Origin of the sequence: Streptomyces hokutonensis, from assembly GCF_042751305.1 — a bacterium.
GTDB classification, from domain to species: Bacteria; Actinomycetota; Actinomycetes; order Streptomycetales; family Streptomycetaceae; genus Streptomyces; species Streptomyces hokutonensis_A.
Window position 1 is genome coordinate 44,886 of sequence record NZ_JBHYWD010000011.1, and the last position, 26,718, is coordinate 71,603.

A 26,718-nucleotide genomic window follows, 5' to 3' on the forward strand; every position below is an offset into this window, starting at 1 on the left:
TCGTCCCGTCCACTGGTGCGGCCTGCCGCCGGGTCGGTGCTACGGCCTCAGTCGCGCCGTCGGCAGCAGAGGAAGACCTGTTCCTCGGGCGGCACGTCGGCGACCGCCGGGGCGTAGGTGTAGGAGGTCTCCTTCACGATCTCGAAGCCCGCGTCGTCCAGGATCTTGTGCAGGTCGTCGAGGAGGTAGCCGGAGACCCTGATCGTGTTGCCGAGGAAGGGGATCGCGAAGTCGTCCACATGCGCCTCCACCATCGACAGGGCGAACAGCCCGCCCGGGGTCAGCAGGTGGTGGATCGTGCGCAGGGCGAGCGGGATCTCCGCGCGCGGCAGCATCAGCAGGGAGAAGAACGCGGCGACGGCGTCGAAACGGCCCAGGTCGGTGGGGCCGCCCGGGCGCAGGTCGGCCAGGTCGAGCTGGTGGAACGTGCCGGCCGGGACGTACTTCCGGGCCAGCTCCACCATCCGCCGGGACAGGTCCACGCCGACGAGCTCGAAACCCGCCTCCGCCAGCTGCCGGGCGGTCGGCACGCCGGTGCCGGAGCCGAGGTCCAGCACCCGGGAGCCCGGGCCGAGGGACTCGATCAGCCAGTCACCGGCGGCGATCTGGCCCTCCTTGTGCGGGAAGGCCTCGTCGTAGCGGTCCCCGATGGCGTCGAAGGCCTCGGCCTGACCCGAGCGGTCGAGCCGCAGGCTGCCGTAGTCGGCCCCGTCGTTCGCTCTGCTCACTGAAGTGGCCTTTCATCCGCGCATAGAGGATTGTCCCACAAGTGGGGAAAGTGCGTTTCAAGTGGCAGAACGCCGTGAGGGGTGCCATGGGGCACCCCTCACGCGACGTCGGGGGCGAGGAAAGCGAACAGGCTGGATTCTTTGCAGGAAGGTGAGAAGGAAGCCCGTTCATGGCCTCGCCACGGCTGACGTTAGCAGTCAGGCGGGGATCAGGTCGCGCAGATTTTCCAGGGTCACGATCCGCGAGCCCTCGGGCAGCCCGTCCGGGCGGCGCAGACCGATGTAGGTGACCGGACCGCCGTCCGGCACCGGCCCGCCGTCCCACGGCGTCACCTCGGTCGCCTCCCCGGTCATCAGGCCGACGAGATGCCGCACCGTGAGCTGCTCGCGCTCCACGATGCCGCGCAGCAGGGTCGCCACCGTCACCCGGTTCCCCTCCACCCGGTTCGCGGACGGGCTGCCCTTGAGGTACAGGTGCAGCCACTTCGCCCGCCAGCGGCCGTCCTCCCCGCGCAGGAACACCAGCGGCAGCGCCACCCGCCCCGCACCGCGCAGCTCCGACTTCATCCGCACGGTACGCGGCTCGAACGGCCGCCCCTGCTGCTCGCCCTCGCGCAGCATGAACCCGAAGAACGACTCCTCGACCTCCTCGAAGCCCTCGCCCGCGAAGATGTTGACCTGCGGCACGACGAAGGCCCCGCGCACGGCACCCAGCCGCAGATTGATGAACTCCGAGGCCCCGTCCGGCGCTTCGGTGATGTCACCGGAGTGCTCACCCTCGACGCCGGTCAACGAGGTGTACGACAGCCAGGTGTCGGTCGAGTAGTCCGCGTTGAGCATCAGCGCCGACAGGTCGAAGTCGGTGCGCCGCTCGGACTCCTTCCAGTACACGAAGAAGCGCAGCAACTCGCCCTCCACCGCCGACACGGACCCGCGCGGCAGCACCCCGAGCCCCGCCGCCGTCGCCTTCCCGCTCAACGGCAGCGCCACGTCGAGCACCTCCGGATCGACCAACAGCCGTTCCGCAGAAGGCAGTCGACGCCGAGTCTCGGCGTCGAGCGCCGCGATCAGCCGCGCCCGCTCCGCCGGTCCTACGACCGCCCGCTCGTCGTCCGTCACCCAGGCACGGCCGCGCCGGTTCACGAACACCCGCAACTCCCCGGTCTCCCGGGCCCTGTTGTGCAGATGCTCGCGCACCGACAGCACCACCCGGCCGGACACCTCGGGCGCGACCTCCTCGGCGGCGGCCACCACGGCGTCCCGCTCCTCCTGCGTGAGCGCGGTGCGCAGCAGCCGGTCCAGCGCGCGGAACAGCTTGCCGGGCGCGGACCTCAGCAGCTTCACCGCCCCCAACACGTCGTTCTCCGCGAGGAGTTGCTCGACCCGGCCGTCGAACGACCGCGCCTTCAGCTCGCCCCGCGCGACCGCGAACACCTCGGCGGCGTGCGGCCACTTCGGGTACTCGTGCGGATGCAGCCGCTCACCGAGCCGCTTCCACTCCTCGCGGTGCGCGGCCACGTCGGCGAGCTTGCCGGGCGATGCGGCGACCACCGAGTCAAGACCTGCGAGCAGAGCTCGCCGCACCGGACGCGACAGCGACCGGAAACGGGTCGGCTCCGCGAGCGCCACATCGCCGTCCGACAGCGCGCAGGCCAGCCGCAGCACATCGGTGACGGTGTCCAGCAGCAGGCTCGAACCCACCGTAAGGCGGGCCTGGTTGACGACCGCGCGGTTCTCCCGGACCGGGATCGCCTCGGGCTGCGGCCCGTCGACGCACCGCTCGGCCAGCGCCCGCAGATCACTCCGGTGCTCCTCGCTCAGCGGTGTGACGCTGCCCGCCAACTGCAGGTACAGGGCAGTGAGTTCATCAGCCACGTCGCCGCCCGGGTGCAGCACCGTGATCCGGTCGCTCGCCGCCGCGATCAACTCGTCCTGGGCGGCCAGCATTTCGGCGTAGGTGTGCTGGTACCGGCCGTAGGTCGGCAGGTCGAGCAGGTTCACCACGCCGGTCCGCAACCGCTTGAGCGTCGAGACCGGGGTCTTCTCGTCGCGGAACGCGTCGGCGATGCATGACATCCAGAAGTCCACGGTGTCGGGCACGTTGGCCGGGAAGTCGATGAAGTACACGTTGTGCCGGACGTGGTCGCCGACCATCGCGCGGACGGTCCGCAGGGTGCGGCCGGCGATCCGGACGACCGTCTCCCCGGACAGCCCCGACAGCCGTTCCAGCAGCTCCGGGGAGAGCTTGAAGCCCACGGACAGCAGCACGGCGTCGAACTGCCGCGCGACGGTGGCGCCTTCACCCACGGGACCCGTGGGCAGGGGGACGCGGAGCGTGTGCCGGATGACCAGCGGTTCGAGTCGGTCGATCATTCAGGCATGCTCCCAGAACCGAACAAGCGGGCGCATTCGGGTTTCGCGTTCCTGGGGTCAGCCGACCAGCCAGTCGTAGGCCCCCTGCGCGCTGAACTCCGTCTGGCCGCCCCGCAGCAGCAGCCCCGCCGTGGCGAACTCGGGGGCGTCGGCCTGCGCGGTCACGTACGGGATCGCGATGCAGCGCATGCCGGCCGCGTGCGCCGCCGCCGCGCCCGGGGCCGCGTCCTCCAGGACCACACAGCCGGCCGGAGTCGCCCCGAGCCTGCGCGCGGCCTCCAGGAAGACGTCCGGCGCGGGCTTGCCCCGCGCCACCTCGTCCGCCGAGACCACCGTCCGCAGCACCGCGTCGAGCCCGGTCCCCGCCAGGATCGCCTCGATCGCCTCCGGCGACGAACCCGAGGCCACCGCCATCGGCACCCCGTCGGCCGCCAGCAGTTCCACGAACTTCCGCATCTCGGGATAGGCGTGCGTGGCGGCCCGGGCCAGCGCCAGATAGCGGCCGTTCGTCTCCGCGAGCAGCTCCTCCACCGGTACCTTCAGGCCGTAGCGGTCTTTGAGGAGGGCGAGGGTCTCCTGGGTACTGATGCCGACGAAGCGCTCGTGCTGCGCCCAGGTGAAGTCCGGGACACCGTGCTCGGCGAGGGTCCCCCGGGTGGCTTCGTAGTAGTTCGGCTCGCTGTCCACGAGTGTTCCGTCGAGATCGAAGATGACCGAGAGGCCGCCGAGTCTGCTCATGGGTTCAGGATGCCAAGGGTCACTTCCCGGCCGCGCGGCCGACTGCCTCCACCAGCGGCAGCAAGCGGTGCGGAACGCGCTCGCGCAACACCATCTCGGTACGCGTGCGCACCACCCCCGGCAGGCTGATCAGCCGCTGGATCACATCCTCCAGATGACCGTTGTCCCGCGCCACGACCCGGGTCAGCAGATCCCCGCCACCCGTGATCGAGAACGCCTCCACGATCTCCGGTACGGCGGCCAGTGCGTCCCCCACCTCGTCGAGATGCCCCTGCGTCACCTCGATGTGCACGAACGCGAGCACCGGGTGCCCGAGCGCGGCAGGGGACAGGAAGGGTCCCGTACCGGTGATCACGCCGTCCCGCTCCATCCGGTCGAGCCGCGCCTGGAGCGTGCCGCGCGCGACGCCGAGGAGCCGGGCGTACTCGCGCACGCTGGTACGCGGCTGCTCCAGGAGCAGCCGCAGGATGCGGGTGTCGAGTTCGTCCACGCTCATGGGACCTGACTGTACCAATGGCTCAATCGATTTGAGCTGTGCCAATGGTCCAGTGATCCAGAGCTCACTTGAGCCACCGTGCCTGATGGTGTTGTGATGGGCCACGTCGATGGCGCTGCGGACCTCCGTGGCGCCTTTTTCGTGTGGGCGTGCGCAATGGGTGGGGGAGCAGTGCTGAAGCGGGTGTTCGTGGCTCCGGACCCGGGGCGGACACGGCTGCGGTTCGCCGCGCGGGCCGTCCTCGGCATCGGCCTCGCGGTGATCGTCTGCGGTCTGACCGGACAGTCCCTCGCGGGCGCCGTCACCGGCGGCCTCGCCGCACTGCTCGCCCTGTTCACCGTCACGGACGCCACGGTGCGCGGGCAGGCCGTCACCACCGTGCTCCTGCCCTGCGTGGGCCTCCCGGTACTCGCCGTCGCGGCCGAACTGCACGCCCACCCCGTCGCCCGCGACCTCACCTTCCTCGCCGTCGTCGGCGCCGGCGTCTACGCCCGCCGCTGGGGACCACGCGGCCACAGCCTCGGTGTGTTCGCGTTCATGACCTTCTTCGTGGCCCAGTTCCTGCACGCGACCACCGCCCAACTGCCCGCGCTCTACGCCGCCGTGGCCCTCTCCGTGCTCACCGCGGCGACGGTCCGCTTCGGCCTGTGGTGCTACGAACGCCGGCTGCCCCCGCCCGCCGTACCCGCCCCGCCGGCCGGCCGAGGCCTCGCCCGGGTGACCACCCGACAGGCCGTCCAGGCCACGGCGGGTGCCGGATTCGCCCTGGTCGTCGGCCAGTTGGTGTCCGGTCAGCGCTGGTACTGGGCCGTCGGTGCCACCTGGTGGATCTTCGTCAACACCGCCTCACGCGGCGAGACCGTCATCCGAGGCTTCCGCCGCGTCCTCGGCACGGTCCTCGGCATCGCCCTGGGCCTGCTGATCGCCGTCCCGCTCCGAGGCGCCCCCGCCCCCACCGCGCTCCTGGTCGCCGCCTGCGTCTTCGGGATCTTCTACTCGGCAGCCGTCTCCTACACATGGATGATGCTCTCGGTGACCTTGATGGCCGAGCTCCTCTACGGCCTTCTCGGCGTCCTGACCCCCGGCCTGCTGGCCCTGCGCTTCGCCGAGACCGGCGTCGGCGCGCTCGGCGCCGTACTGGCCGTCCTGCTGGTCCTTCCGGTGACCACCCACACCACCACGGACGCCTGGATCCAACGCGCCCTGCGCTGCGTCCGCGCCTGCACCGCCGAGGCCACCGCCCGCCTCGCCGGCTCCGGCCGCGCGGACCCCGCCGAACGCATCACGGAGCTCGAACAACTCCTCGGCCGGGTACGGCTCTCCGTCGCACCCCTCGTACACCCGCTGAACCCGATGCTCGGCCGCAAACGCCGCGCCCGCCGGGTGCTGGCACTGCTCGACGACTGCGCCCACGAGATCCGCGGCCTGGCCACGGCGGCCGCCGACCCGCAGGCCTCCCACGACGCCCGCCTGGCCGCGGCGTGCCGCCGCGTCGAGACGGCGGTCGAGGCACTCACCGGAGGCGAGGTGTCGCCGCTTGCCGTGACTGCGGCCGGGTCGCCGGTGGAACCCGCGCTGGCTCATCTGCACGGGCTGGAGCGGGCCCTCGCGGAACTCGCGGAGCCGCTCCGCGCACGGTCCGGCGTGCCCCGCTGGAACAGACTCAGCGCTTTGGTCTAGACCGCTCATGATCGACTGCTACCGTCACCCCGGACAGCACTGAACCGAGAGGGGACAGCGGTGACAGACGGCGGCAGGCGGCAACGGCGGGCCTTCATCGGGTCGTTCACGGCGGCGGGCGGACCCGGTGTCGTCGCGGCGGCCGTGGACGCGCACAACGGTGCGCTGACCGTCCTGAGCAGTGTCGACGGCGTCCCCGACCCCTCGTATCTGGCCCTGGCGCCCGATCGGGACACCCTTTACGCGGTCAGCGAGACGGCCGAGGGCGCGGTGGCCGCGTACCGCGTCAACGGCGACAAGCCCGAACCGCTCGGTCCACCTGTCCGCCTCGGCAGCGCGGGACCGACCCACCTGAGCCTGTACGCGGGGCACGTCCTGACCGCCGACTACGGCTCCGGCAGCTTTACCGCCGTGCCGGTCCGCCCCGACGGCACCCTGGCGGACCGCCCCTCCGGACAGCTCCGGCACACCGGCTCGGGCCCGCACGAACGACGCCAGCAGGGGCCGCACGCCCACCAGATCCAGCCCGATCCCAGCGGCCGTTGGGCCGTCGGCATCGACCTCGGCACCGACTCCGTGCTGGTGTGCACGCTGGACGACGGAAGCCCCGCGCTGCACCGCGAGATCGCGCTCAGGCCCGGCTCGGGCCCCCGCCATCTCGCCTTCCACCCCGACGGCGACCGCGCCTACGTCCTCAACGAACTCACCCCGACCGTCACCGTCTGCCGCTGGGACGGCGAGCGCGGCGCACTGAGACCGCTGGCCGAGACCGCGGTACTGCCGGGCGCCCCGGCCGGCGACGCCGCCTACCCCTCCGGCATCGTGACCTCACCGGACGGCCGCTTCGTATGGACGGCGACCCGCGGTGAGGACGTGCTGTCCGTGCTCGCCGTCGAGGGGGAGGGGCTGCGCCTGGTCGGGACGGTGCCCTGCGGGGGGCACTGGCCGCGCGCCCTCGCCGAGGCCGGGGGGTATCTGTATGTGGCGAACGAGCGGTCCGGAGACGTGACTTGGTTCGCCGTCGACCCCGCCACCGGTGTCCCGCGCCCCGGCGGCTCGATCGACGTGACCGCCGCGTCCTGCGTGGTGTTCGACTGACCCCACAGCCGTGTCCACGGCATGCCGAAGGGCCCGCTCCCGCGTGAGGAGGGGCCCTTTCGGCGCTACGGCGTTACACGTGCCAGGCCGGGCCGAGCGAGCTCGGACCGGATCGGGTCAGCGAACCGGTGCGCCCTGCGGCTGCGGCGGGGCGATTCCCAGCGCCGTCGTGTACTTGGCGAGCGCGAGCTTGCCGATCGCCGGGTACGGGCCGAGCGCCTCGGCGGCCGAACAGCCCGCCTCGGCAGCCGCGGCCTGGAGCAGACCCGGGTCGATCTCGGGGCCGATCAGGTAGGGCGCCAGCGCCAGCTGCTGCGAGCCGGACCCGCGCAGCTGCTCCGCGATGGCCGCGATCGAACCTTCCTGGTCCAGCGCCGCCGCCATCACCGGCACCGCGAGCCGCGCGGCGAGCAGCATGCCGGTGATGCCGGCCGCCTGCACCGCCTCCTCGCCGCCCACGGACGCGAGGATGATGCCGTCCGCGGCGGTCGCCACGGTGAACAGCCGGGCACGGTCGGCACGGGCAAGGCCCGCCTCGGAGAGCCGTACGTGCAGTGCCTCGGCGAGCAGCGGGTGCGGGCCGAGCGAATCCGTCAGGTCGGCCGCGACCCGGCTGTCCATGACGGCCTGACGGACCTGGCGCAGCAGCGCGCTGTCCGGACCGGCGAGCAGCGGTACGACGACGGCCACGGGACCGTCGGGCTCCTTGACGTCGGCACCGGCGGCCTTGGCCTGCTCGAAGCGGGCGGTGCGCTCCTCGGCCGCGTGCGCGAGCACGGCCGTCAGCGTGGGGAACTCGGCGTCGTCCCCGTCGAGATAACCGATGCGCCCGTCCAGACCGGGCAGCTCGGAGCGGGCGATGCTCACGACCTCCTCGGCGAGGCTGCGCGTGGCGGCGCTGGGCGTGCCCGGCACGGCGAGCACCAGCGCGGGCGCGCCCTCGGGAGCCGCCAGCGGCTCGGGTCGGCGGTGCCGCCCGGGCTGGCGAGGTCGCGGCATTCGTACTGGCAGGCCGGACGCGGGCCCAGTGGGGGAGCTCATGGCGAGGCATGTTACTGGCTTCTTGGGCTCCCCTGTTCGGGGAGGGTGCAGGTGAGCGGTATCCGTCCTGTTTTGTCTGATGAGTTACGTACGGATCAGAAGTGATCACCTCGGCCCGGCGCGCCCACCACGTGCACCATCACGCCGTCGGCCGGCAGGGTGAGCGCGCCCGCCGCGAGGTCGCGCGCGATCCGCACGGCACCGTCCAGCGGATCGCCCGCCGCAGACACCAGTTGCGCGTGCGGCAGCCGTTTCGCCAACTCCTCGCATACGGGCACCAGGAGCGGGTCGCCCATTCGGAACAGGCCACCCGTGAGCGCGACCTGAGGCTCACCGGCCGTCGGGCAGACCGCGGCGGCCGACTCGGCCATGTGCCGGGCCGCGGCACGCAGAATGCCCGCCGCCACCGGGTCGTCCGGGGCGCACTCGGCGACCCGGGGCGCGAAGGAGGCCAGTACGGCGGGACGATCCGGCCGTGGGTACAGCTTGCCGGGCAGGCCGGACATCGGCCCGAACTGCTCCTCCGCCCGGGCCAGCAGAGGCCCCGAACCGCCGTCCCGCCCATCGTGTGCCCGCAGCGCCGCCTCCAGCCCGGCCCGCCCGATCCACGCCCCACCGCCGCAGTCGCCCAGCAGATGTCCCCAGCCGTCCGCCCGGCGCCAGCCGGTGAGGTCGGTGCCGATCGCGATGAGTCCCGTACCGGCCGCGAGCACGGCACCGGGCCGTATCCCGAGGGCGCCGACGCAGGCGGTCACGGCATCGGCGACGAGCGCGACCGTCCGCACCCCGAACTCCCGCGCCAGCGCCCCCGGCAACTCCTCCCGCAACCCGTCCCCGAGGGTGGCCAGACCGGCGGCCCCGATCACGGCCGTGCCCCACTCGGCGCGTCCGGCCTCACCGGCCAACTCCCGCACCATGGGAACCAGTTGCTCCATGAAATGCCCGGCGTCGATCCCCCTCGCACCGGTCCGCACCGGCTCCCCGGACGCGAGCGGCACGGACACCGGACGCCCGACTTCCCCTACGACGACCCGCAGCCCGGAGCCTCCGGAGTCCACGGCGAGGAACCTGCCGCGGGTGTCTTGTACGGGGGGTGTCGGTGGGGGCACCGCGGAAGCAGTCGCCGAGGGAATCGGCTCGGGGAACTTGCCCGACGAACTCCCGGAGACAGCGCCCGACTCGGCGGTGCCACCAAAGGACACCTGCCCGCCGGAAGTCCCCTCCGCGCTACTTCTGGGTTCGGCGGCCCGGCTGAAGGACACCGGTCCGTCCGGAGCGGTGGCCCCGGCGGTCCCGCTGAACGACACCGGTCCGTCCGAAAGTCCCTCAGCGCTGCTTCTGGTCTCAGCGGACGGGCCAACGGAATTCGGCCCCACCGAAGTCCCCTCGGCAATACCTCTGGCCCCGGCAGTCCCGCCCGCGGAAACCGGTCCGTCCGGCGCCCCCGCTGATTCCGCCGTCCCAGCCGAACCGGTGTCCCCCGGCCCTGTCACGGCAGGCGCCAGTCCACCGGTTGTCCTCCCTGCCGGACCAGCAGGTCGTTGGCGCGGCTGAAGGGGCGGGAGCCGAAGAAGCCGCGGTCGGCCGACATCGGGGACGGGTGGGAGGACTCCACGGAGGGCAGGTCGCCGAGGAGGGGGCGCAGGTTGCGGGCGTCGCGGCCCCACAGGATGGACACCAGCGGCTTGCCGCGTGCGGCCAGCGCCCGTATCGCCTGCTCGGTGACTTCTTCCCAGCCCTTGCCGCGATGGGCGGCGGGGCTGCGCGGGGCGGTGGTCAGCGCCCTGTTGAGCAGCAGCACCCCCTGCTGACTCCACGGCGTCAGATCACCGTTGGACGGCTGGGGCAGCCCCAGGTCCGTGTTGAGCTCGCGATAGATGTTGAGCAGGCTCGGCGGCAGCGGACGTACCTCGGGAGCCACCGAGAAGGACAGCCCCACGGCGTGCCCCGGGGTCGGGTACGGATCCTGGCCGACGATCAGGACGCGGACGTCGTCGAAGGGCTGTTGGAAGGCCCGCAGGACATTCGGCCCGGCCGGTAGGTACGTGCGTCCCGCGGCGATCTCGGCGCGCAGGAAGTCCCCCATCTCGGCGATGCGTCCGGCCACGGGTTCCAGGGCTTTCGCCCAGCCCGGTTCGACAATCTCATGCAACGGTCGTGGTGCCACGGGCGTCACCCTACTGCCGGACACGGCTCGACGATCAACCGGCGGCCCGAGCCCGACCGAGAACGACCGGACTGTGGGCCCGCGTGAACGAAGCCTCCCCATAAGGCAGTTGCCCACAGGGCGGTTCCGGCAGCCGGGGTCACCGCTGACGCGCGCAGGCGGTTTGCCGTCCTCATGCGATCACCGCGGCACGTACGCACAGCACATCAGGGAGATGGGACGCCAACTGCCGCCAGGTGTCCCCGTCGTCGTCCGACGCGTACACCTCGCCGTTGCGATTGCCGAAGTACACGCCCGCCGGGTCCGCGCCGTCCGTGCACATCGCGTCGCGCAACACCGTGCCGTAGTGGTCCTCGGCCGGCAGCCCCGCGGACAACGCCTCCCAGCTTCTGCCCGCGTCGGCCGTACGGAAGACCCGGCACCGGTGCCCGGCGGGCACCCGGTCCGCGTCCGCGTTGATCGGGAACACATAGGCGGTGTCGCCGCGATGGGGATGGGCCACCGCCGCGAAGCCGAACGTGGACGGCAGCCCCTCGCCGATGTCCGTCCAGTGCGCGCCCGCGTCGTCGCTGCGGTACACCCCCCAGTGGTTCTGCAGATACAGCCGGTCCGGGGTCGCCGCGTCCTGTGCGATCTTGTGCACGCACTGGCCGAACTCCGGGTTCGGATCCGGCAGGAACACCGCGGAGACACCGGAGTTGGACGGCTCCCAGCTCGCGCCTCCGTCACGGGTGCGGAAAACTCCGGCAGTCGAGACGGCGACCGTCACGGCCTTCGGGTCGCGTTCGTCGGTGAGGACGGTGTGCAGCCCCTCCCCGCCGCCGCCCGGAACCCAGCGCGAGCGGGTGGGGTGCTCCCAGAGGGGACGGACGAGGTCGAAGCTCTCGCCGCGGTCCTCGGAGCGGTACAGCGCGGCCGGTTCCGTACCCGCGTACACCACGTCCGGTTCCGCGGCGGCCGGGTGCAGCTGCCACACCCGCTCCAGCGAAGCCCCCGTGTCCTTGGGGAACTTGACGGCAGGCCGCTCCGGCTCGACCCACGTACGCCCCAGGTCGTCGGAGTGGAACACGGACGGACCCCAGTGGGCGCTGTCACCACCGGCCAGCAGTCTCGGCATGTGGCCCCTTGTGTCGACGGCGACCGAATACAGCGCCTGCGCGTTGAAGTACGGACTCTCGTCGAACTCCCAGACTCCACCCCGCCTGCGCCCGATGAACAGGCCCTTTCGCGTGCCCACCGCGAGCAGCACCTCGGTCATGACGATCACCTCCACCGCATATTTGGCCATTTCGCCCCCTCACCCGCCAGTCTGCACCCCACCACTGACAGTCACCCCCGGAACGGACGTCACCGCAGGTCAGCGCCTCATCCGGGCCCGAAGGACAGCTTCCGGGGACGCCTCTCGCGAAAAGCCCGCGAACACCTCGTCAGCCATGGGACCGTCGAGTCGGGGTATTCGTCGTGAGCATCGAGGGGACGTCTCCCGTATGGGAGGTCGGTTCGGCGTATCAGTGCGTTCATGAGGAGGATGCCTTCGATGGCGTTCCGAGGTCCGAAGGTGTGGCTGTGGCGGTGGCGGCGCAATCCGCTCAAGCGCCGCGCCGATGCGGTGGAGTCGTGGATCGTGCTCGGTGCTTGGCTGATCACCGTCCTGGCGGGAGTGCTGGCCGGTCTGACGGCGACCCGGTCCGTCGAGCACGAACTGGCCCAGGAACGCGTCGAATGGAAACCGGTGGTGGCCCTGGTGACCCAGGACGCACCCGGTCCCTCCCCGGCGAACTCCGGCAGAACGAACAGCGAGCTCGTCTGGGCGAAGGTCCGCTGGACGGCCGTGGACGGCTCCTCGCACACCGGCCAGATCCGCGTTCCCTCCGGCAGCGGCATCGGCACTCCGGTGACCATCTGGACCGACCCGCGGGGCCATCTGGTCACCAAGCCCGCCACCGCCTCCCAGGCCCAGCTGCGGGCCGCGCTGATCGGCACCCTGCTGGGAATGGGCGCGGCGGCCGTCCCCTTCATCAGCGCGCGTGCCCTCCGGATCCGTCTGGAACGCCGGCGCATGGACCAGTGGGACCACGAGTGGGCGCGTTTCGGCCCGCTGTGGAGCCGTAAGACGGGCTGAGCGGGACGGGCCGCCCGCCCGGCATGGCATGAGCGCCCCTGGCACGCAGGTCGACGCCGGGGCCCTCGTCATGCCCACCACTCCTCCCCGCCATACTCGGCGGGGCCGCCCGCCATCACCTCCCGGCACACCCCCAACAGCCGTTCGTCCTCCAGCACATCCTGGCTCCCATGCCCGCCGGCCCGCGCCAAATGCCGTCGCGGAGCGGCGAGTTCCGCCACCACCAGGTCATGCAGGGGCGCCCCGGCGGCCCCCATGCCGACCAGGCACGCGGCGACAGCGCCCCGCACACCCGGATGCCCGGTCCAAGCCGACCGCAGCACCGGGAGCACCCTCTCCGCATCCCCGGTCACCCGCCACAGCGCCCGCGCCCCCGCGACCCGCTCCTCCACAGACTCCGCCCCGAGCATCCGCGCCAACTCGTCCGACGCGACCCGCGCGGCCACCCCCACCCGCGCCAGCACATCCGCCGCCACCCGGCGCCGCTGTCCGGCCGAACTCGCCAACTCCCGCAACAGGGACGGCAGTACGACCGACACGTCCCCCTCCACCGACCACAGCGCACCCGCCGCGACACCCGCACACTCGGACTCCAACAGCCCCCGCAGTACCGGTACGACACCCTCCGCCCCGACCCCGAACGCATCGAGTGCCCGCACCGCAGACGCCACGACCCGCTGCCCGGACCGCACCCCGTCCGGCACCCCGCGCAACAGCCGCAGCACCTCCGGCACGGCCTCCCGGTCGGCGAGCGCGGTGAGTGCGGACAGCAGTGGCACGGCACGATCGGAGATCGCGGGGGAGTCGAGGGGCAGACGGCCGAGCCGATGCCGCAACGCCGGGGCGAGCGGTGCGGCCGAGCGGCCCAGGTGGACGATCACCCGCCCCAGGTCGTCGGGTACGAAGGGTCCCGCGAGTACCTCGGCAAGTACCGGTACCGCCCGCGAATCGCCGCTGCGCGCAAGGGCCTTGAGCGCGCCGCCCAGGGCCGCCGCCCCGTGCTCCAAGCGCTGCGTCCACAGGTCGGGGCGAGTGATCACCAGCGCGTGCAGGTGATCGGCGGCAGGCGCGGCCAGGTGGAAGAGTTCCCCCAGCACCGACGACGCGGCATCGCGCAACCGGTAGGCCTCCGAACCCAGTTGCTCACCGACCAGCGCGACGAGTGCCGAGTGGTCGGCCCGCCACTCGCGGAACAGTCCGGCCGACATCCACACCCCGTTGCACCGGTCGGTGGCGTCCGGAGCGGGCAACTGCCCTTCCAGCAGGGCGATCCGCTCGGCCGGCCGCCCGCCGAGCGCGGTGTGCAGCGTGCGCACGAGCTGCGCGCCCTCCTCGTCCGAGGGGCGAAGTCGCCGCAACCGCCCGGCGAGCGTCTCCGGGCAGTCGATGTCGTCCCGTGTGCGGAGGTTCGAAGGGCGCCGCTCGGACCGCTCCCCGAGCAGGCCGACGACCGTCGGGACCAGGTCGGCGGGGAGCAGATCCGGTGCGCAGCACGCGAGTTGGCCGAGCGCGGCGAGTCGTAGCCCGGGGTCGTAGGGCGGAGTACCGAGTGCCAGCAGGGTGTCCAGCGCCTCGGCGGCGTGGGCGGCCGGAAACCGTCGTACGAACAGAGCGAGGCTCTCGGCGAGGGCGAGCAGAACCCGGTCGTCGCGCTCGACCGTGATCCGCTGTCGCAACAGGCTCAGCACGCGCGCGGGTTGATCGAGGAACCGGACCAGCCCCTCGGCCGCGGCCCGGCGCACACCGGGGTCCCGGTCGCCGACGAGCACGACGAAGACCTCGGCCCTTGCCTGTAAGGCGGCCTCCGCCGGCCCGCGCCTCCGCCCGATGCTGACCAGAAGCTCCACCAACTCGCCCCGCTCCGCGACCGCCTCCTCAACGGCGAGCGCGAGCAGAAACGGAACGCAGGCGAGTGTCGAGTCGTACACCATCCCCTGGTGGTGCACCGCGCCGTACATCCCGTCGAGCGCGCCCGCCCTCTCGACGGGGTCCGTGGAGGCCAGTCCCCTGAGCAGTCCGGGCACGTCCTCCGCACTGCCGTACGCATGGCGCAGTGAGGCCCAGTCGACCTCGTCGATCCCCGTGAACACGTTGCCCTCCCCAGACGAAGTGCCAACTGATCGCGAGTCTGCACCACGCCACTGACAACGAAGCGGAATCGGGAGGTGACCCAGGGTCAGTCCCCGTCGGGCAGGGCGCGGGAGAGGATCGCGCCGAGGCCGGCGGAGTCGGGGAGTGTGCCGAAGGCGTGCCCCCAGTCGCCGCCCAGCCGGGTCGCGCAGAAGGCGTCGGAGACCGCGGATGGGGCGTGGCGTACCAGGAGGGACGCCTGGAGGGTGAGCGCCATCTGTTCGACGAGGCGGCGCGCGCCCGTCTCCGTCGCCTCGCTCAGCGTGCTCTTCAGCCGGCTCACCGCCGTGTCCAGGCGGGCGTCCGCGCCCCGCGCCAGGGCGAGTTCGGCGAACAGTGCCTCCGCCGGGCCGGGGTCCCGGCTCAACGCCCGTAGTACGTCAAGGGCGTTGACGTTCCCCGAGCCCTCCCAGACGGAGAGGAGGGGCGCCTCGCGGTAGTGGCGGGGCATGCCCGAGTCCTCGACGTAGCCGTTGCCGCCGAGGCACTCCAGGGCCTCAGCCGTGAAGGCCGGGCCGCGCTTGGTGACCCAGTACTTGCCCACGGCCGTGGCGATCCGGCGGAACGCGGACTCGGCGTCGTCCCCGCGTGCCGCGCGATCCGCAGCGCCCGCCAGCCGCAGGGTGAGGGTCGTCGCGGCCTCGGACTCCAACGCCAGATCGGCCAACACATTGCGCATCAGCGGCTGTTCGAGCAGCCGCGCGCCGAACGCGCTGCGGTGGCGCACATGGTGGCCCGCCTCGACGAGCGTCTTGCGCATCAGCGTCGCGGACATCATCACGCAGTCCAGACGGGTGCAGTTGACCATCTCGATGATGGTCTTGACGCCGCGTCCCTCGGGTCCGACGAGCCAGGCGACGGTCCCGTCGAACTCGGGCTCGGAGGATGCGTTGGACCGGTTGCCCAGCTTGTCCTTCAGCCGCTGGATGCGGAACACGTTGCGGCTGCCGTCGGGCAGAACGCGGGGGACCAGGAAGCACGACAGCCCGCCCGGAGCCTGCGCCAGCACGAGGAACACGTCGCACATCGGCGCCGACGTGAACCACTTGTGCCCGCGCAGTGTGTACACGCCGGGTTCGGCGGTGGGAGTGGCCGCCGTGGTGTTCGTCCGGACGTCCGAGCCGCCCTGCTTCTCCGTCATCCCCATCCCGGCCAGCAGCCCGCGCTTCCCGGTCGGGACGCGCAGGCCCGGTTCGTACACCCGGCTGGTGAGCAACGGCTCGTAGGCCGCGGCCAGTTCGGGTTGCGCGCGCAGCGCCGGAACGGCGGCGTACGTCATCGACGTCGGACAGCCGTGCCCGGCCTCGGTGTGTCCCCACACCAACCCGCCTGCCGTACGCGCCACATGGGCGCCGGGCCGCTCGTCCGCCCAGGGCGCGCCGGCCAGTCCCTCGGCGACGGCGACGCCCATCAGCCGGTGCCAGCTCGGGTGGAACTCGACCTCGTCGATCCGGTTGCCGTACCGGTCGTGCGTGCGCAGCTCCGGCTCGTGCCGGTTCGCCTGCTCACCCCATTCCTGCGCCTCCGCGCTGCCCGCCGCCCGGCCCAGCCGCCGTACGTCCTCCTCGGCCCAGCCGGCGCCCTCCCGGCGCAGCCCCTCGAGCAGGGCCGTGTCCTCCGAGGCGTCGTACGGGGTCAGGGGCGGGGGCTGGTTGGTGACGTCGTGCGTGGCGTTCCGGGACTGCGGCGGTGTGTGCGCGAGTGTCTGGGCCATACGGGCAGTGTTGCACTATCCCTGCGGTCGCATCAATGATGTAACACAAGAACGGCCACGTAGAGTACGAGGCCATGCGGATGAATGAGTCGGAAGGGCCCGGTGAGGTGGACCTGCGCCCGTTGTCCGCACGCTCCGTCGTCCTCAGTCTGCTCCTGGGCACGCATCCGCCCGAGCTGCCCGTACGGGATCTGCTGCGGGCCGTCGAACCGCTCGGCGTGGCCGGATCCACCCTGCGGGCCGCGCTCAGCCGGATGGTCGCCGCCGGGGATCTGCGGAGCGCGGACGCCGTCTACCGGCTCAGCGACCGCCTGCTGGAACGCCAGCGCCGCCAGGACAACGCCGTACACCCCGAGACCCACCCCTGGGACGGCGACTGGGAGCTGACCGTCGTCACCGCGACCGGCCGCGGCCCCGCCGAACGCGCTGAGCTGCGCGCCAAGTTGACCGCACTGCGGCTCGCGGAACTCCGCGAGGGAGTCTGGCTCCGCCCGGCCAATCTGCTACGGCCCCGACCGGACGAACTCGGCGCGGTCGCCCGGCACTTCACCACCCGCCCGGAAGAGCCGGCCCGCCAACTGGCAGGAAGCCTCTGGCCACTTGAGTCCTGGGCGAAGACGGCAGAGGCGCTGCTCGCTCGGATCGACGCCACGGCCGACCGCCCCGCCGACCGTTTCACCGTACTCGCCGCCGTCGTACGCCACCTGCTCGCCGACCCGGTCCTGCCCCCCGAACTCCTGCCCGCCGACTGGCCGGGCCCCGCCCTGCGCGCCGAATACACCAGCCGCCGAAGGGAGTTGATCGCGGCCGTGCTGGGGAGCTCAGCATGAGCCGAGGAGCCCGGCACGGCCGCCTTTATCGCGACCGGCTCACTTCTAGGTGATGTCCGAGGCTGCGTACCTGCAGTAAGTGCCGTCCGCGCCCGTGCCGTTGGTGGTCGGCTCCGCGCGCGTGTTGTTCCCGATGTACTTCTGGCAGGGGATCATCTTCTTGCTGGTGTCCCCGACGATCGTGATGGCAATCACCGTGCCGGTCACGAGCGGCGGAAAGAAGCGCAGCAGCTTTCCGAACACCGGTGCCAGGAGCGCGATGGCGAGCCCCGCGACGATCACGGAGCCGTAGATCGCGGGCAGTCCGCCGCCCGTCGTACCGATCAGCACCATCGGCGACACGGCCGCGAACGTACAGCCCTGCATGATCGGCAGCCGTACCCCGAACCGCCAGAAGCCGACGCACTGGATCAGCGCCGCGATACCGCACACCAGCAGGTCCGCGGTGATCGGATACGCCAGATCGGCGGCCGACAGCTTCATCGCCCCGCCGACGATCAGCGGAACCGCCACCGCGCCCGCGTACATCGCGAGCACATGCTGCAGCCCGAAGGCGGCCAACTGCCGTGCGGGTGGGACCTCGTCGACGGGATGCACGGGTGTGGTCGTTGCCATGGGCACTCCTGAGCGGCGGAGAGGGAGGGGGCGGGGAGGGGGAGGGGGAGAAACATGCGGACAGCGCGAGACCGTAAGTGCCTTGAACAGTTTGTTGATTTCTGAGGTGTCGCCGCCGTGTGTCATGCCCATCCGCTATGCACGCGACGCCCGCACCGCCTCCCGAAGGGCCTCCCAGTCGGGCAGTTTCACCACACCGCCCCGCCCGAGCGCGACCCCCAGCTCGGCCTCGGCCCGCTCGATGGCCTCCCACCCGGCCCACTCGACCGGCTCGATCCCCTCGGCACGCAGCACGGTGAGCGGGTCTTCGGACGCGTCGTGTCGTACGAGCGCGGAGGCGTCCTCCAGCAGGGATGTCACGGTCTCCTTGGCGTCCGGGCGGTTGGTGCCGATGACGCCCGTCGGGCCCCGCTTGATCCAGCCGGCCACGTACTCGCCGGGTACGGGTTTCCCCTCGCGCAGGACGCGGCCTGCCCGGTGCGGCACGACACCGAGCTCGGCGTCGAACGGCAGTCCGTCCAGCGGCACCCCGCGATAGCCCACCGAACGCAGCACCAACTGCGCCTCGATGTGCTCCAGTTGACCCGTGCCGCGCACCCCGCCGTGCCCGTCCGGCGCGGTCCGCTCGAAGCGCACCGCGCCCACCCGTCCCGCGTCGGCGAGGAGTTCGACGGGGCGGAGGAAGAAGCGGAGGTGGATACGGCGGGCGGCTCCCGAGGGGGGCAGACCCGCCCAGGTGCGCAGTGTCTCCACGTTGCGGCGTTGCGCGGCGGGCAGCGCTGAGGGGTCGAGACAGTCCGGGTCGAGCGCCAACTCCGCCGGATCCACGGTCACTTCGGTGTCGGGCAGGCCGCCCAGTTCACGCAGCTCCTTCGTGGTGAAGCGGGCCTGCGAGGGACCGCGTCGGCCCACCATGTGAATGTCCGTCACCCCGCTCGCGACCAGCGCGGTGAGCGCCGCCTGCGGCATGTCGGTCCGGCTCAGCTCGGCCGGGCCGCGCGCCAGCATCCGTGTGACGTCCACCGCGACATTGCCCACGCCGATGACCACGGCCGAGCGTGTGCCGAGCACGAAACCGTCGCCGATGGAGTCCGGGTGGGCGCTGTACCAGGACACGAACTCGGTCGCCGACCAGCTGCCCGGCAGCTCCTCGCCGGGAATCCCCAGGTGACGGTCGGTGGCGGCGCCCACGCAGTACACGACCGCGTCGTACAGCTCCCGCAGCCGCGCGACCGACAGCCCGCCGGGGCCCACCTGCACCCCGCCGAGGAATCGCACCCGCTCGTGCTCCAGCACCGTGCGCAGATTGTTCTGCAGCGACTTGATCTTCTCGTGGTCCGGTGCCACGCCGTAGCGCACCAGGCCGTACGGGCACGGGAGCCGGTCCAGGACGTCGACCAGCACCCCGGGTTCCCGCTGGACCAGGCTCTGGGCGGTGTAGACCCCGCTCGGCCCGGAACCGACGACGGCGACACGAAGCACGGCGGAACTCCTCACCCGTCAGACACACAGGAGATCGGTGAATCGTCAGACCGCTGGCAACTCCAGGGTCCCACCACCGGGGCTCCGCTGACAGGGTGCCGTGGGGACCCGTACGCGACGGGGGCGCGCGTGTCCGTTCGTATGGAATGTGATCATGCGGTTACGTTGCGTATGTGCTAGAAGCATCCTTTGTTAATCTTTCCGATCGCTGCCCGGAGGACGGCGCCGTCTCCGTGTGGCCCGCGTGGGAAGTGCAGGAGCACGACGGTGCCACCTCGTGGTTCCATGTCCGGCTGGCTTTCCCCGACGGCGCTCGGGTCGACGCCCTCGCCGTGGTCTCCGACCAGGGCCTCTCCGTCGAGGACGTACGAGCCCAACCGGCCCTGTCCCTGGACGACTTGACGGTACTGGCCGACTGGATCGAGGGGCCGCTCTTCGAGGCGTGCGGCCTGGAGGCGGGGCCGCTGGAGGAAGAGGCCGATCCGGGCGGGGCGCGCCGGGCCCGGCCGCCCTGGCCGCGTGGCATCGAGGGACGGTGGCTGGTCGCCCAGGAGTACCGTGCCGCACAGGAGGAGGGCGTCGACCCCGTCCTCGCGGTGATGTGCGCGACCGGACACAGCCGACGCCGCTCGCTCCGGCTCATCTCCCAGGCGCGCGACGCGGGCTATCTGACACCTCGTCATGCGAGGCGCTGAGCCGGTGAGTCGATCGGGCGGGCTAGGTGGCGGAGGGCTCGGTGGGGTTGTCGTCGGCAGACCGGTCGTCCGTCGCGAAGAACCGTGAGAGGTCCGTGTCGGCCGCCGGGCGCGGTGTGCCGTTGTCGGGCGGGATCCCCAACTCCCAGTCGAGTCCGTACCGTTGGAACAACTCGGTGCGCAGTACTGGGATCGGCATCGGCACGCCGGGCACCAGCGCCGCGTAGACCGCGCCCATGAGGAGGGCCCGCAGCATCGGGTAGTCGGACGGGGTGCCCCCCGACCTGTACCGCGCGATCGTCTCTCCGAGCAGTTCGGCCAGGCGCCGCTGCTCCGGGCACTGCACGAAGCCCTCGCCCTGGAGCAGCCCCGCCATGTGCTGGCGCATCAGCACGGGCCGGTCGTGCGCGAGGCCCAGGATCGCGTCGATCGCCCGCGCCATGCGCTCCCGTCCGTCCGTGGTGCGCGGCTCGCGCTCCAGCGCCTCCTCCAGCGTGCGGTGCATCAACCGGTGCACGGCGGACTGCACCAACTGGCGTTTTCCGGGGAAGTAGTACGACACCAGTCCACGCGCTGAACCGGCCCGGTCCGCGATGTCGCCCAAGGTCGTGGCCTCGAAGCCGCGCTCACCGACCAACTCGACCGCCGCCTGCAGGAGCCGCTCCCGGGAACGCCGTCGCAACTCTTCATTGACCGAGGCGCTTCGCGGGGACATGCTGTAACTCCTGCGTTGACTGGCTATCAGCCAACTATACTCAGGACATACGGGTCCCCGTGGCGGGGATCCGTCGAATGCTGCCGTCCGTCTGGGGCGACGCGGGGGATCGTCTCAGGCGGGCGGCTCCTTTTCACCCCAATGGTTACCTTGGGCGACCTTTGGTCGAAGGTCCGGCGCCGCCTTCTCGCACATCTGTCGCACGGCACGTGATCCGTCCCTAGAGTGGGCACGGGTGACGAGCCGAGGAGGCGCACGGGCATGGACCAGGACCAGCAGATTTTCGCGCGGATCAACGAGATGGTCGACGACGAGCGCAAGCTCCGGGAGGCGCTCGCCTCCGGCACGATCGACAGCACCACGGAACACCAGCGCCTCGGCCAGCTGGAACGCGAACTCGACCAGTGCTGGGACCTGTTGCGGCAGCGCCGCGCCAAGGTGGAGTTCGGCGAGAACCCCGACGAGGCGCGGGTGCGCCCGGAGTCCGAGGTGGAGGGGTATCAGGGGTGACTCGTGGGGCGGGGTCGGCTCCTGGACTTCCGGAGCCGGCCCCGGCTCAGCCCTGACCGATCAAGTCGAGCACGGGGCGCAGAGCGTCCGGCCGTTCGGTGACCGGACGGTGGTCCACGAAGTGCACCCCGCACCCCAGGGCCGCCGCCCCGCCGTCCGCGCGTCGGTCGTCGCCGACCATCAGCACGTCCTTCGGGTCGGCCCCGAGCGCCTCGCAGGCGACCGCGAACAACCGCGGGTCCGGCTTCTGAATGCCGTGTTCGTACGACAGCACATACGTGTCCACGTAGGCGTCGAGGCCGTGCTCGCGGAACACCGGCCGCAGATCCCAGCCGATGTTGCTCACCACACCCACGGCGATGCCGCGCTCGCGCAGTGTCCACAGCACGAATTCCGCGTCCAAGTACGGCGTCCAGGCGGCCGGCGTCATGTGCCGGTCGTACAGCGCGTCGTGCAACGCGGGGTCGGGGAGCGGGACTTGGCGGGAGACGCCGGTGTACGCGGCCCGGTGCAGTTCGGAACTCTGGTCCCGGATCGCCCACATCTCGGCGAACTCCTCGGGCAGCCGCTCCGGTTGCGCCCCACCCGGCATCGCCCCCGCCGACTCCAGCGCCCGCGCCGCCTCGGCCAACTCCGGCTCGGGCAGCGCGATCCCGGTCTCCCGCAGTACGGCACGCAGCCAGGACTCGGTGGACTCGATGCGGAAGAGCGTTCCGGAGAAGTCGAAGAGGACGGCACTCATGCGGTGATCTTACGCAGCCACTCGCTCACGCCCACCGCCGTTCGTGCACCCCGACAGCCATCGCCACTACGAACGCACCGAGAACCCAGCCGCCCACCACGTCCGACGGCCAGTGCACACCCAGCCACACACGGGTCAGTCCCACACCCGCCACGGAGATCACGGCCAGAGTCAGGGCCGTACGCCACACAGCAGGTGCGGTGCCGTAGTGGTGGAGCAGCCACAGGAGGAGGCCGCATACCACGGTGGCGGTCATGGCGTGGCCCGACGGGAAGGCCGCATAGTGGGCGGAGTCGACGGGGTCGGGCCACACCGGGCGGGGTCGGCCGACCAGAGCCTTCAGGGTCTGCTGCAGCAGTGTGCCGAGCGCACATGTTGCCGCCAGCCATAGTGCCGTCCACCAGGCGGAACGCCGCCACACCAGCCACACCATGGTGGCCGCGCACAAGAGGCGCAGGGTGAGAGGGTCCCAGACCCAGTCCGTCAGGATGCGGCACACCTGCGTGACCCCGTGGTCCTCGACCGCCCAGAGGTGCGTCCTTCCGGCGATCCGGCCGTCGAGGTCGATCAGCGGACGCCACTCGACGGCGACCAGGGTGAGGAGCAGCGCGGAGCCCAGGGCGAGGGCGACGATGGTGTGCTGGCGAGCAGGGCGGGACGGACGGTGCATGGAACGATCCTCACCGATCTGGACCGGTCCATGCCGATCCACGTCGACTTCAGCCGAGCGCCCGCAGCCCCGGCACGAACGCCACCAGCACCGGAATCACCGGCACCAGCGCCGCCGTGGCGGTCAGCCCCAGGCGGCGAGTCGTCGTGAGCCGGTCCGGGGGCGTGAGCAACCGGTGCACCCGCTGCGGGACATGGGCATGCGGGGTCGGACACGGCCCGAACACCCCACGGTCCTCGTTGAGTTCGACGAGTGCGAGCGCGGTCGTGAGGCGGCCGAAGCGGCGGGAGGCCATGTCGTCGGCGGAGAGTTCGACCAGACGGTGCATCTCGTCCCGGAACGCGGCGAACACCGGCACCTGCGGAAACCCGGTCGCCAGCGCGGCCGAACAGTGCAGCAGCCAGTCGTGCCGGGCCAGCGCGTGCCCCTGTTCATGGGCGAGCAGGGAGTCCAGCTGCCGCCCGTTGAGCCGGCGCAACGCGGCTGTGGTGATGACCAGTTGAGGCGCGGGACCGGACATCCACCACGCGTCGGGCCGCTCGCCCTCCAGCACGACCAGCGGCTCGGCGCCCGGCTCCTCACCGGGCAACAGCGGTGCGCGCACGAGGAGTTCGGCCCTTCGCCGCCGACGCCGAGACCGGGCCCGTACCACCTCACGGACCAGCATCGCCACCGTCCAGGCGCCGCCGCACGCGAGGGCCACCGCGGTCGCCGCGGCCCAAGGCCCGGTCGTCACAAGGGGATAGGCGTCCAGAACGGCGTGCGGGGCGTTGGCGAAGACATGGCCGCGCACCGCCTGCCAAGCGGCGGCGGCGCTGAGTGTCATCGACAGGGCGCAGCACAGGAGGACGGCCGCCACGACGCACTGCCACACCCACAGCGCGAGCACCGGCTCATGGTCCGGCCAGTCGGCCCGGGCGAGCAGCCGTGGGGCGACGACGGCGGCCAAGGCGCCGAGCAGCAACAGTGCCGCGGGGACCATCATGGGAGCACCCTATGAGCGGCGCGGTGATCAGGGGTACGGCTTGTCACGGCAAAGTGACGCAGACCACGGTTTCGTACAGTGCGCGGATCTTCGGAGCGCCGGGTCCTCAGAGCGTCAACAACATCGCGACCATGGCGATCCCCATCGACAGCCGGCACGCCCGGGCCAACTCCGGCCGGTCGCCCCACCCGACGCTCCCGCCCCCGCCGTCGCCGACGGCCGCGCCGGTCACGGGCACCAGTCGTATGCCCGACAGCAGCACGTATCCCACGAAGTAGAGGAGCAACACCCCTGTCACGAGCGGGACTCCGGAGCCTTCGTGCTCATGGTGGTGTCCGGGGGAGGCGCCCATCGCGAGCGCCATGTAGACCATGGCGGCGGTGCCCAGCAGATGGTGCACATGGTGCGGGCTCCTGCGCGCGGTCCACAGGGCACGCAGCGCCGCCGCGCCGAACACCGCCGCGTAGCCGGGCCAGGCCCAAGACGGGGGTGCGAACACCGCGGCGGGCACGGCCATCGCGGCCATCCCGAAGCCCATCAGGGCCTCGCCGCCGGCGGCCCGCCGCTGTTCCTCGACGGGGCTGCGCATCCGCAGCAGGCAGTAGGCCCCGGTCGCCGCACACAGCGCGACCAGCAGCCAACCGGGCGAAGCCGGTCCGTGCATGCGCATCCCCCCGTTCCGACCCTGGTTCTCACTCTTCGTAGACGATCGGTCACAGGTTGCCCGTGCCGCCCGGGGCGCAATCGAGCGCAACGGTGTACATGGGGAGCACTCGGCGGAGCGCGGCAGGTCGGAGGTGTGCCCGAGGTAACTAATTCACGAGTAAAATACCGGCTAAGCTTCACTTCCATGAGCAGTGCGACCCCCACCTCGCGGGCTCCCCGATTCCGACGCCTTCCGCTCGCCGGTGTGCTGCGCCTCGGCCGGCCCTCCGACATCTGGTTCAAGCCCGCGCTCAGCGCGGTCGCCTCGGTCGCCCCGCCCAACCTTACCCTGCTCGCCCTGGGCCGCCTCGACCTGGCGATGTACACGATGGCCGGCTCCTTGTGCGCGCTCTACGCCCACAACAAGCCCTACGCCGCCCGGGCTCGCGCCCTGCTCTGGGTCGTTCTCGGGATGATCGGCGGTCTCGCCGTCGCGCTGGTCACCGCCTCCCTCACCGCGAACGGCGTCGTGCTGGTCACGGTCGGCGCCGCCCTGGCCGCAGTACAGAAGGGACTGTGCGACGCGACCCGGATCGGCCCGCCGGGCAACGTCGTCCTCACCTTCATCAGCTCCGCCTCGCTCTTCGCACCGCAGACGCCCGCCCAGATCCCCGGCCACCTCGCGCTCGCCGCCACGGCGGGTGTCTGGGCGTGGCTCGTCGGCATGGCACCCGGTCTGGTCCGGCCGTACGGCCCCGAGCGCCGCGCCACTGCCCAGGCACTGGATGCCGCCGCCGTGTACGCCGCCACCCGCGGCACCGGCGACGGCCACGCACGCGCGCGTGCTGCCACGGCAGCGGCCATTCAGGCGGCCTGGCAGTCCCTGCTCGCCACGGGTGTCCGCACCGAGCCCCGCCGCGCTCTCGAACGCCTCGTCGTCCGCGCCGAGGTCGCCCTCGCCGCGCCCGCGGACACCGACGCGGCGCTACTGCGCACCTGGGCCCGCGAACTGCGCGGCAGTGGACCGGTCCCACGGACCGACGACCCGGCCGGCGCCGTAGCCGAACTGCTCGGTGTGGACGCCGAACTCGCCACCCCCGCCCGCCCGTTGTGGACCAGGCTCGGCCCGCTCGCCCCCCTCGTGCTGCGCACGGCGATCGGGTGCGCACTCGCCGGTTACGCCTCCCTGGCCCTCGGTGTCGGCCGCCCCTACTGGGCCCTCGTCACCGCCGCCTCCCTCTACCAGGCCAACATCACCCTCACCTGGGGCCGCGGAGTGCAGCGGGTCGTCGGCAACCTCGTGGGCGTGCTCGTCTTCGCAGGGGTGGCACCGCTCGCGCACACCCACCCGGCGGCCCTCGTCCTGTGCTGCCTCGCGTTCAACTTCGGCGCCGAGGCGCTGATCGGCCGCAACTACTGGCTCGGCAGTGTCTGTGTGACCCCGATGGCGCTGCTCGTCACCGAGTTCGCCCGGACCCAGCAGCCCGGGGAGCTGATCACCGAGCGGGTCGTGGACACCCTTGTCGGCGCCCTGGTCGGCCTCGTGGCCGCTGTCGCCGTCACCAACCGCCGCGCGACCGACCGTATCGAGGAGGCGCTGACCGCGGTCGAAGGGGCGCGCGGGCGGGCCACGCGCCTCCTGACGGAGCCCGCTCCCGCCCCCGGAGCCCTGCATTCCGCGCACCGCGCGCTCGCCGCAGCGCTGGTCGAACTGCGCGCCGCAGTCGACGCCGCGTCCGGCGAGTGGTGGCAGCGCGCCCTGCCCCAGGAGCGGGTCGTGCTCGCCGAGCAGTCCGGACACCGTACGCTCGCCGCGACGGTACGACGCCGGGGACCGCACCCCGGGCCGGCCGCGGATCGGCGCACGGGCAGGAAGACGGAGGGCGTACGGGGATGACGTCAATGAACGGACGGCCGGCGGACGGAAACGGTGTCTCTCCGGATGCGGCCCGCGACGACCCCTCGCCGAGCGCGCCCCACCACGACACCGTCGCCGCCGTCGTCGGGCAGTGGCAGGCCGTGCACCCCGGTCTCGACACCGGGCCGATGGAGATCATCGGCCGAATCAACCGGTGTGCCGCCCTGCTCCAGCAGGCCGAGGACGCGCCGCTGCGCCGGGCCGGGCTCAGCCGCCCCGAGTTCGACCTGCTCGGCGCGCTCCGCCGCACCGGGCACGAGCTGACGCCGAGCGAGCTGACCCGGGAGACCTTCTCCTCGGGTGCCGCCGTCACCAAGCGCCTCAAACAGCTCACCGAACGCGGACTGGTCGAGCGCCGCGGCGACACCCGCGACCGCCGCGTCGCGCACGTCCGCCTGACGGACGCCGGCCGCGAACTCGTCGACGCGATCCTGCCCGAGCAACTCGCCTACGAGACCGCCGTGCTGGCCGGCCTGGACACCCCCGGGCAGGGCGAACTGGCCACACTGCTGGGCGAGTTGCTGGTCCAGCTGGAAGGCCGGCTCGGCGTGCTGCGCGTCTGAGCCGCCGCAGGTGAGCGGTGGCGGACCGTTGACGTGAGGCGCGTGATCTCCCTACGTTCGA

The 26,718-nt window shown here is 72.0% G+C and carries 24 protein-coding genes and 1 pseudogene; 8 read left to right on the plus strand and 17 right to left on the minus strand.

What is annotated here, in order from left to right; all coding sequences use genetic code 11:
* Window positions 1-47 precede the first annotated feature (47 nt).
* The 4 genes from ACFXC1_RS27595 to ACFXC1_RS27610 all read right to left on the minus strand — a co-directional run bounded on the left by ACFXC1_RS27595 (window position 48) and on the right by ACFXC1_RS27610 (window position 4,335).
* Window positions 48-728, minus strand: coding sequence for a class I SAM-dependent DNA methyltransferase (locus tag ACFXC1_RS27595; protein WP_381247017.1), 681 nt, complete (start codon window positions 726-728; stop codon window positions 48-50).
* Between the two features lie 198 nt (window positions 729-926).
* Window positions 927-3,101 carry a TerD family protein gene (locus tag ACFXC1_RS27600; RefSeq protein ID WP_381247019.1) on the minus strand — a complete coding sequence of 725 codons (2,175 nt, stop codon included), beginning with the start codon at window positions 3,099-3,101 and terminating at the stop codon, window positions 927-929.
* Between the two features lie 57 nt (window positions 3,102-3,158).
* Window positions 3,159-3,839 (minus strand): HAD family hydrolase, encoded by a 681-nt coding sequence (locus ACFXC1_RS27605; RefSeq protein WP_381247022.1) that lies wholly within the window; start codon window positions 3,837-3,839, stop codon window positions 3,159-3,161.
* 19 nt (window positions 3,840-3,858) lie between these two features.
* Window positions 3,859-4,335 (minus strand): Lrp/AsnC family transcriptional regulator, encoded by a 477-nt coding sequence (locus ACFXC1_RS27610; RefSeq protein ID WP_093630529.1) that lies wholly within the window; start codon window positions 4,333-4,335, stop codon window positions 3,859-3,861.
* Between the two features lie 171 nt (window positions 4,336-4,506).
* On the opposite strand from ACFXC1_RS27610, the gene ACFXC1_RS27615 reads away from it, so the two are divergent.
* Window positions 4,507-6,015: an FUSC family protein gene (locus ACFXC1_RS27615; protein ID WP_381247025.1), complete on the plus strand. Its 1,509-nt coding sequence runs from the start codon at window positions 4,507-4,509 to the stop codon at window positions 6,013-6,015.
* A 60-nt stretch (window positions 6,016-6,075) separates the two neighbouring features.
* A complete protein-coding gene (locus ACFXC1_RS27620; protein WP_381247027.1) occupies window positions 6,076-7,113 on the plus strand; it encodes a lactonase family protein in 1,038 nt (345 codons plus the stop codon).
* Window positions 7,114-7,230: 117 nt separating this feature from the next.
* Here the strand turns inward: ACFXC1_RS27620 and ACFXC1_RS27625 are convergent, their stop codons facing one another.
* From ACFXC1_RS27625 to ACFXC1_RS27640, 4 genes are all read right to left on the minus strand, one after another.
* The gene (locus tag ACFXC1_RS27625; RefSeq protein WP_381247030.1) at window positions 7,231-8,154 is read right to left on the minus strand and encodes a sirohydrochlorin chelatase; all 924 of its coding nucleotides are present in this window, start codon (window positions 8,152-8,154) and stop codon (window positions 7,231-7,233) included.
* Window positions 8,155-8,249: 95 nt separating this feature from the next.
* A complete protein-coding gene (locus tag ACFXC1_RS27630; protein ID WP_381247032.1) occupies window positions 8,250-9,212 on the minus strand; it encodes an N-acetylglucosamine kinase in 963 nt (320 codons plus the stop codon).
* A 431-nt stretch (window positions 9,213-9,643) separates the two neighbouring features.
* Window positions 9,644-10,321 (minus strand): uracil-DNA glycosylase, encoded by a 678-nt coding sequence (locus ACFXC1_RS27635; RefSeq protein WP_093630533.1) that lies wholly within the window; start codon window positions 10,319-10,321, stop codon window positions 9,644-9,646.
* A 172-nt stretch (window positions 10,322-10,493) separates the two neighbouring features.
* On the minus strand, window positions 10,494-11,609 hold the full coding sequence (locus tag ACFXC1_RS27640; RefSeq protein WP_381247035.1) for a WD40/YVTN/BNR-like repeat-containing protein: 1,116 nt from the start codon (window positions 11,607-11,609) through the stop codon (window positions 10,494-10,496).
* A gap of 249 nt (window positions 11,610-11,858) precedes the next feature.
* On the opposite strand from ACFXC1_RS27640, the gene ACFXC1_RS27645 reads away from it, so the two are divergent.
* Window positions 11,859-12,443: an Rv1733c family protein gene (locus ACFXC1_RS27645; RefSeq protein WP_381247037.1), complete on the plus strand. Its 585-nt coding sequence runs from the start codon at window positions 11,859-11,861 to the stop codon at window positions 12,441-12,443.
* A gap of 68 nt (window positions 12,444-12,511) precedes the next feature.
* Here ACFXC1_RS27645 and ACFXC1_RS27650 read toward each other — a convergent pair whose 3' ends face one another.
* A complete protein-coding gene (locus tag ACFXC1_RS27650) occupies window positions 12,512-14,533 on the minus strand; it encodes a HEAT repeat domain-containing protein (RefSeq protein ID WP_381247040.1) in 2,022 nt (673 codons plus the stop codon).
* Window positions 14,534-14,619: 86 nt separating this feature from the next.
* Window positions 14,620-16,287, minus strand: coding sequence for an acyl-CoA dehydrogenase family protein (locus ACFXC1_RS27655; protein WP_381247043.1), 1,668 nt, complete (start codon window positions 16,285-16,287; stop codon window positions 14,620-14,622).
* Between the two features lie 74 nt (window positions 16,288-16,361).
* Between ACFXC1_RS27655 and ACFXC1_RS27660 the strand changes: the two genes are divergently transcribed.
* Window positions 16,362-17,117: a PaaX family transcriptional regulator C-terminal domain-containing protein gene (locus ACFXC1_RS27660; protein WP_381247045.1), complete on the plus strand. Its 756-nt coding sequence runs from the start codon at window positions 16,362-16,364 to the stop codon at window positions 17,115-17,117.
* 183 nt (window positions 17,118-17,300) lie between these two features.
* Here ACFXC1_RS27660 and ACFXC1_RS27665 read toward each other — a convergent pair.
* Window positions 17,301-17,732, minus strand: a pseudogene (locus tag ACFXC1_RS27665) (solute carrier family 23 protein); the annotation flags it as partial.
* 135 nt (window positions 17,733-17,867) lie between these two features.
* Entirely contained in the window at window positions 17,868-19,214 is a 1,347-nt protein-coding gene (locus ACFXC1_RS27670; RefSeq protein WP_381247047.1) for an FAD-dependent oxidoreductase, read from the minus strand.
* Window positions 19,215-19,447: 233 nt separating this feature from the next.
* Between ACFXC1_RS27670 and ACFXC1_RS27675 the strand changes: the two genes are divergently transcribed.
* Window positions 19,448-19,909, plus strand: a complete 462-nt coding sequence (locus ACFXC1_RS27675; RefSeq protein WP_381247049.1) for a DUF6214 family protein — start codon at window positions 19,448-19,450, stop codon at window positions 19,907-19,909.
* 22 nt (window positions 19,910-19,931) lie between these two features.
* Here the strand turns inward: ACFXC1_RS27675 and ACFXC1_RS27680 are convergent, their stop codons facing one another.
* On the minus strand, window positions 19,932-20,624 hold the full coding sequence (locus ACFXC1_RS27680) for a TetR/AcrR family transcriptional regulator (RefSeq protein WP_381247052.1): 693 nt from the start codon (window positions 20,622-20,624) through the stop codon (window positions 19,932-19,934).
* A 261-nt stretch (window positions 20,625-20,885) separates the two neighbouring features.
* Between ACFXC1_RS27680 and ACFXC1_RS27685 the strand changes: the two genes are divergently transcribed.
* Window positions 20,886-21,134: a DUF2630 family protein gene (locus ACFXC1_RS27685; RefSeq protein WP_019069429.1), complete on the plus strand. Its 249-nt coding sequence runs from the start codon at window positions 20,886-20,888 to the stop codon at window positions 21,132-21,134.
* A gap of 46 nt (window positions 21,135-21,180) precedes the next feature.
* On the opposite strand, the gene ACFXC1_RS27690 is transcribed toward ACFXC1_RS27685, so the two are convergent.
* The 4 genes from ACFXC1_RS27690 to ACFXC1_RS27705 form a co-directional block, all read right to left on the minus strand.
* Window positions 21,181-21,876 carry an HAD family hydrolase gene (locus ACFXC1_RS27690; protein WP_381247054.1) on the minus strand — a complete coding sequence of 232 codons (696 nt, stop codon included), beginning with the start codon at window positions 21,874-21,876 and terminating at the stop codon, window positions 21,181-21,183.
* Window positions 21,877-21,901: 25 nt separating this feature from the next.
* Window positions 21,902-22,546 carry a phosphatase PAP2 family protein gene (locus tag ACFXC1_RS27695; RefSeq protein ID WP_381247057.1) on the minus strand — a complete coding sequence of 215 codons (645 nt, stop codon included), beginning with the start codon at window positions 22,544-22,546 and terminating at the stop codon, window positions 21,902-21,904.
* Window positions 22,547-22,595: 49 nt separating this feature from the next.
* Window positions 22,596-23,531 (minus strand): M56 family metallopeptidase, encoded by a 936-nt coding sequence (locus ACFXC1_RS27700; protein WP_381247060.1) that lies wholly within the window; start codon window positions 23,529-23,531, stop codon window positions 22,596-22,598.
* Between the two features lie 106 nt (window positions 23,532-23,637).
* Entirely contained in the window at window positions 23,638-24,195 is a 558-nt protein-coding gene (locus ACFXC1_RS27705; RefSeq protein ID WP_381247063.1) for a DUF5134 domain-containing protein, read from the minus strand.
* 186 nt (window positions 24,196-24,381) lie between these two features.
* Between ACFXC1_RS27705 and ACFXC1_RS27710 the strand changes: the two genes are divergently transcribed.
* On the plus strand, window positions 24,382-26,073 hold the full coding sequence (locus tag ACFXC1_RS27710; protein ID WP_381247065.1) for an FUSC family protein: 1,692 nt from the start codon (window positions 24,382-24,384) through the stop codon (window positions 26,071-26,073).
* Window positions 26,070-26,657: a MarR family winged helix-turn-helix transcriptional regulator gene (locus tag ACFXC1_RS27715; protein ID WP_381247067.1), complete on the plus strand. Its 588-nt coding sequence runs from the start codon at window positions 26,070-26,072 to the stop codon at window positions 26,655-26,657. Before ACFXC1_RS27710 ends, ACFXC1_RS27715 begins: the two co-directional genes overlap by 4 nt.
* Window positions 26,658-26,718: the final 61 nt, after the last annotated feature.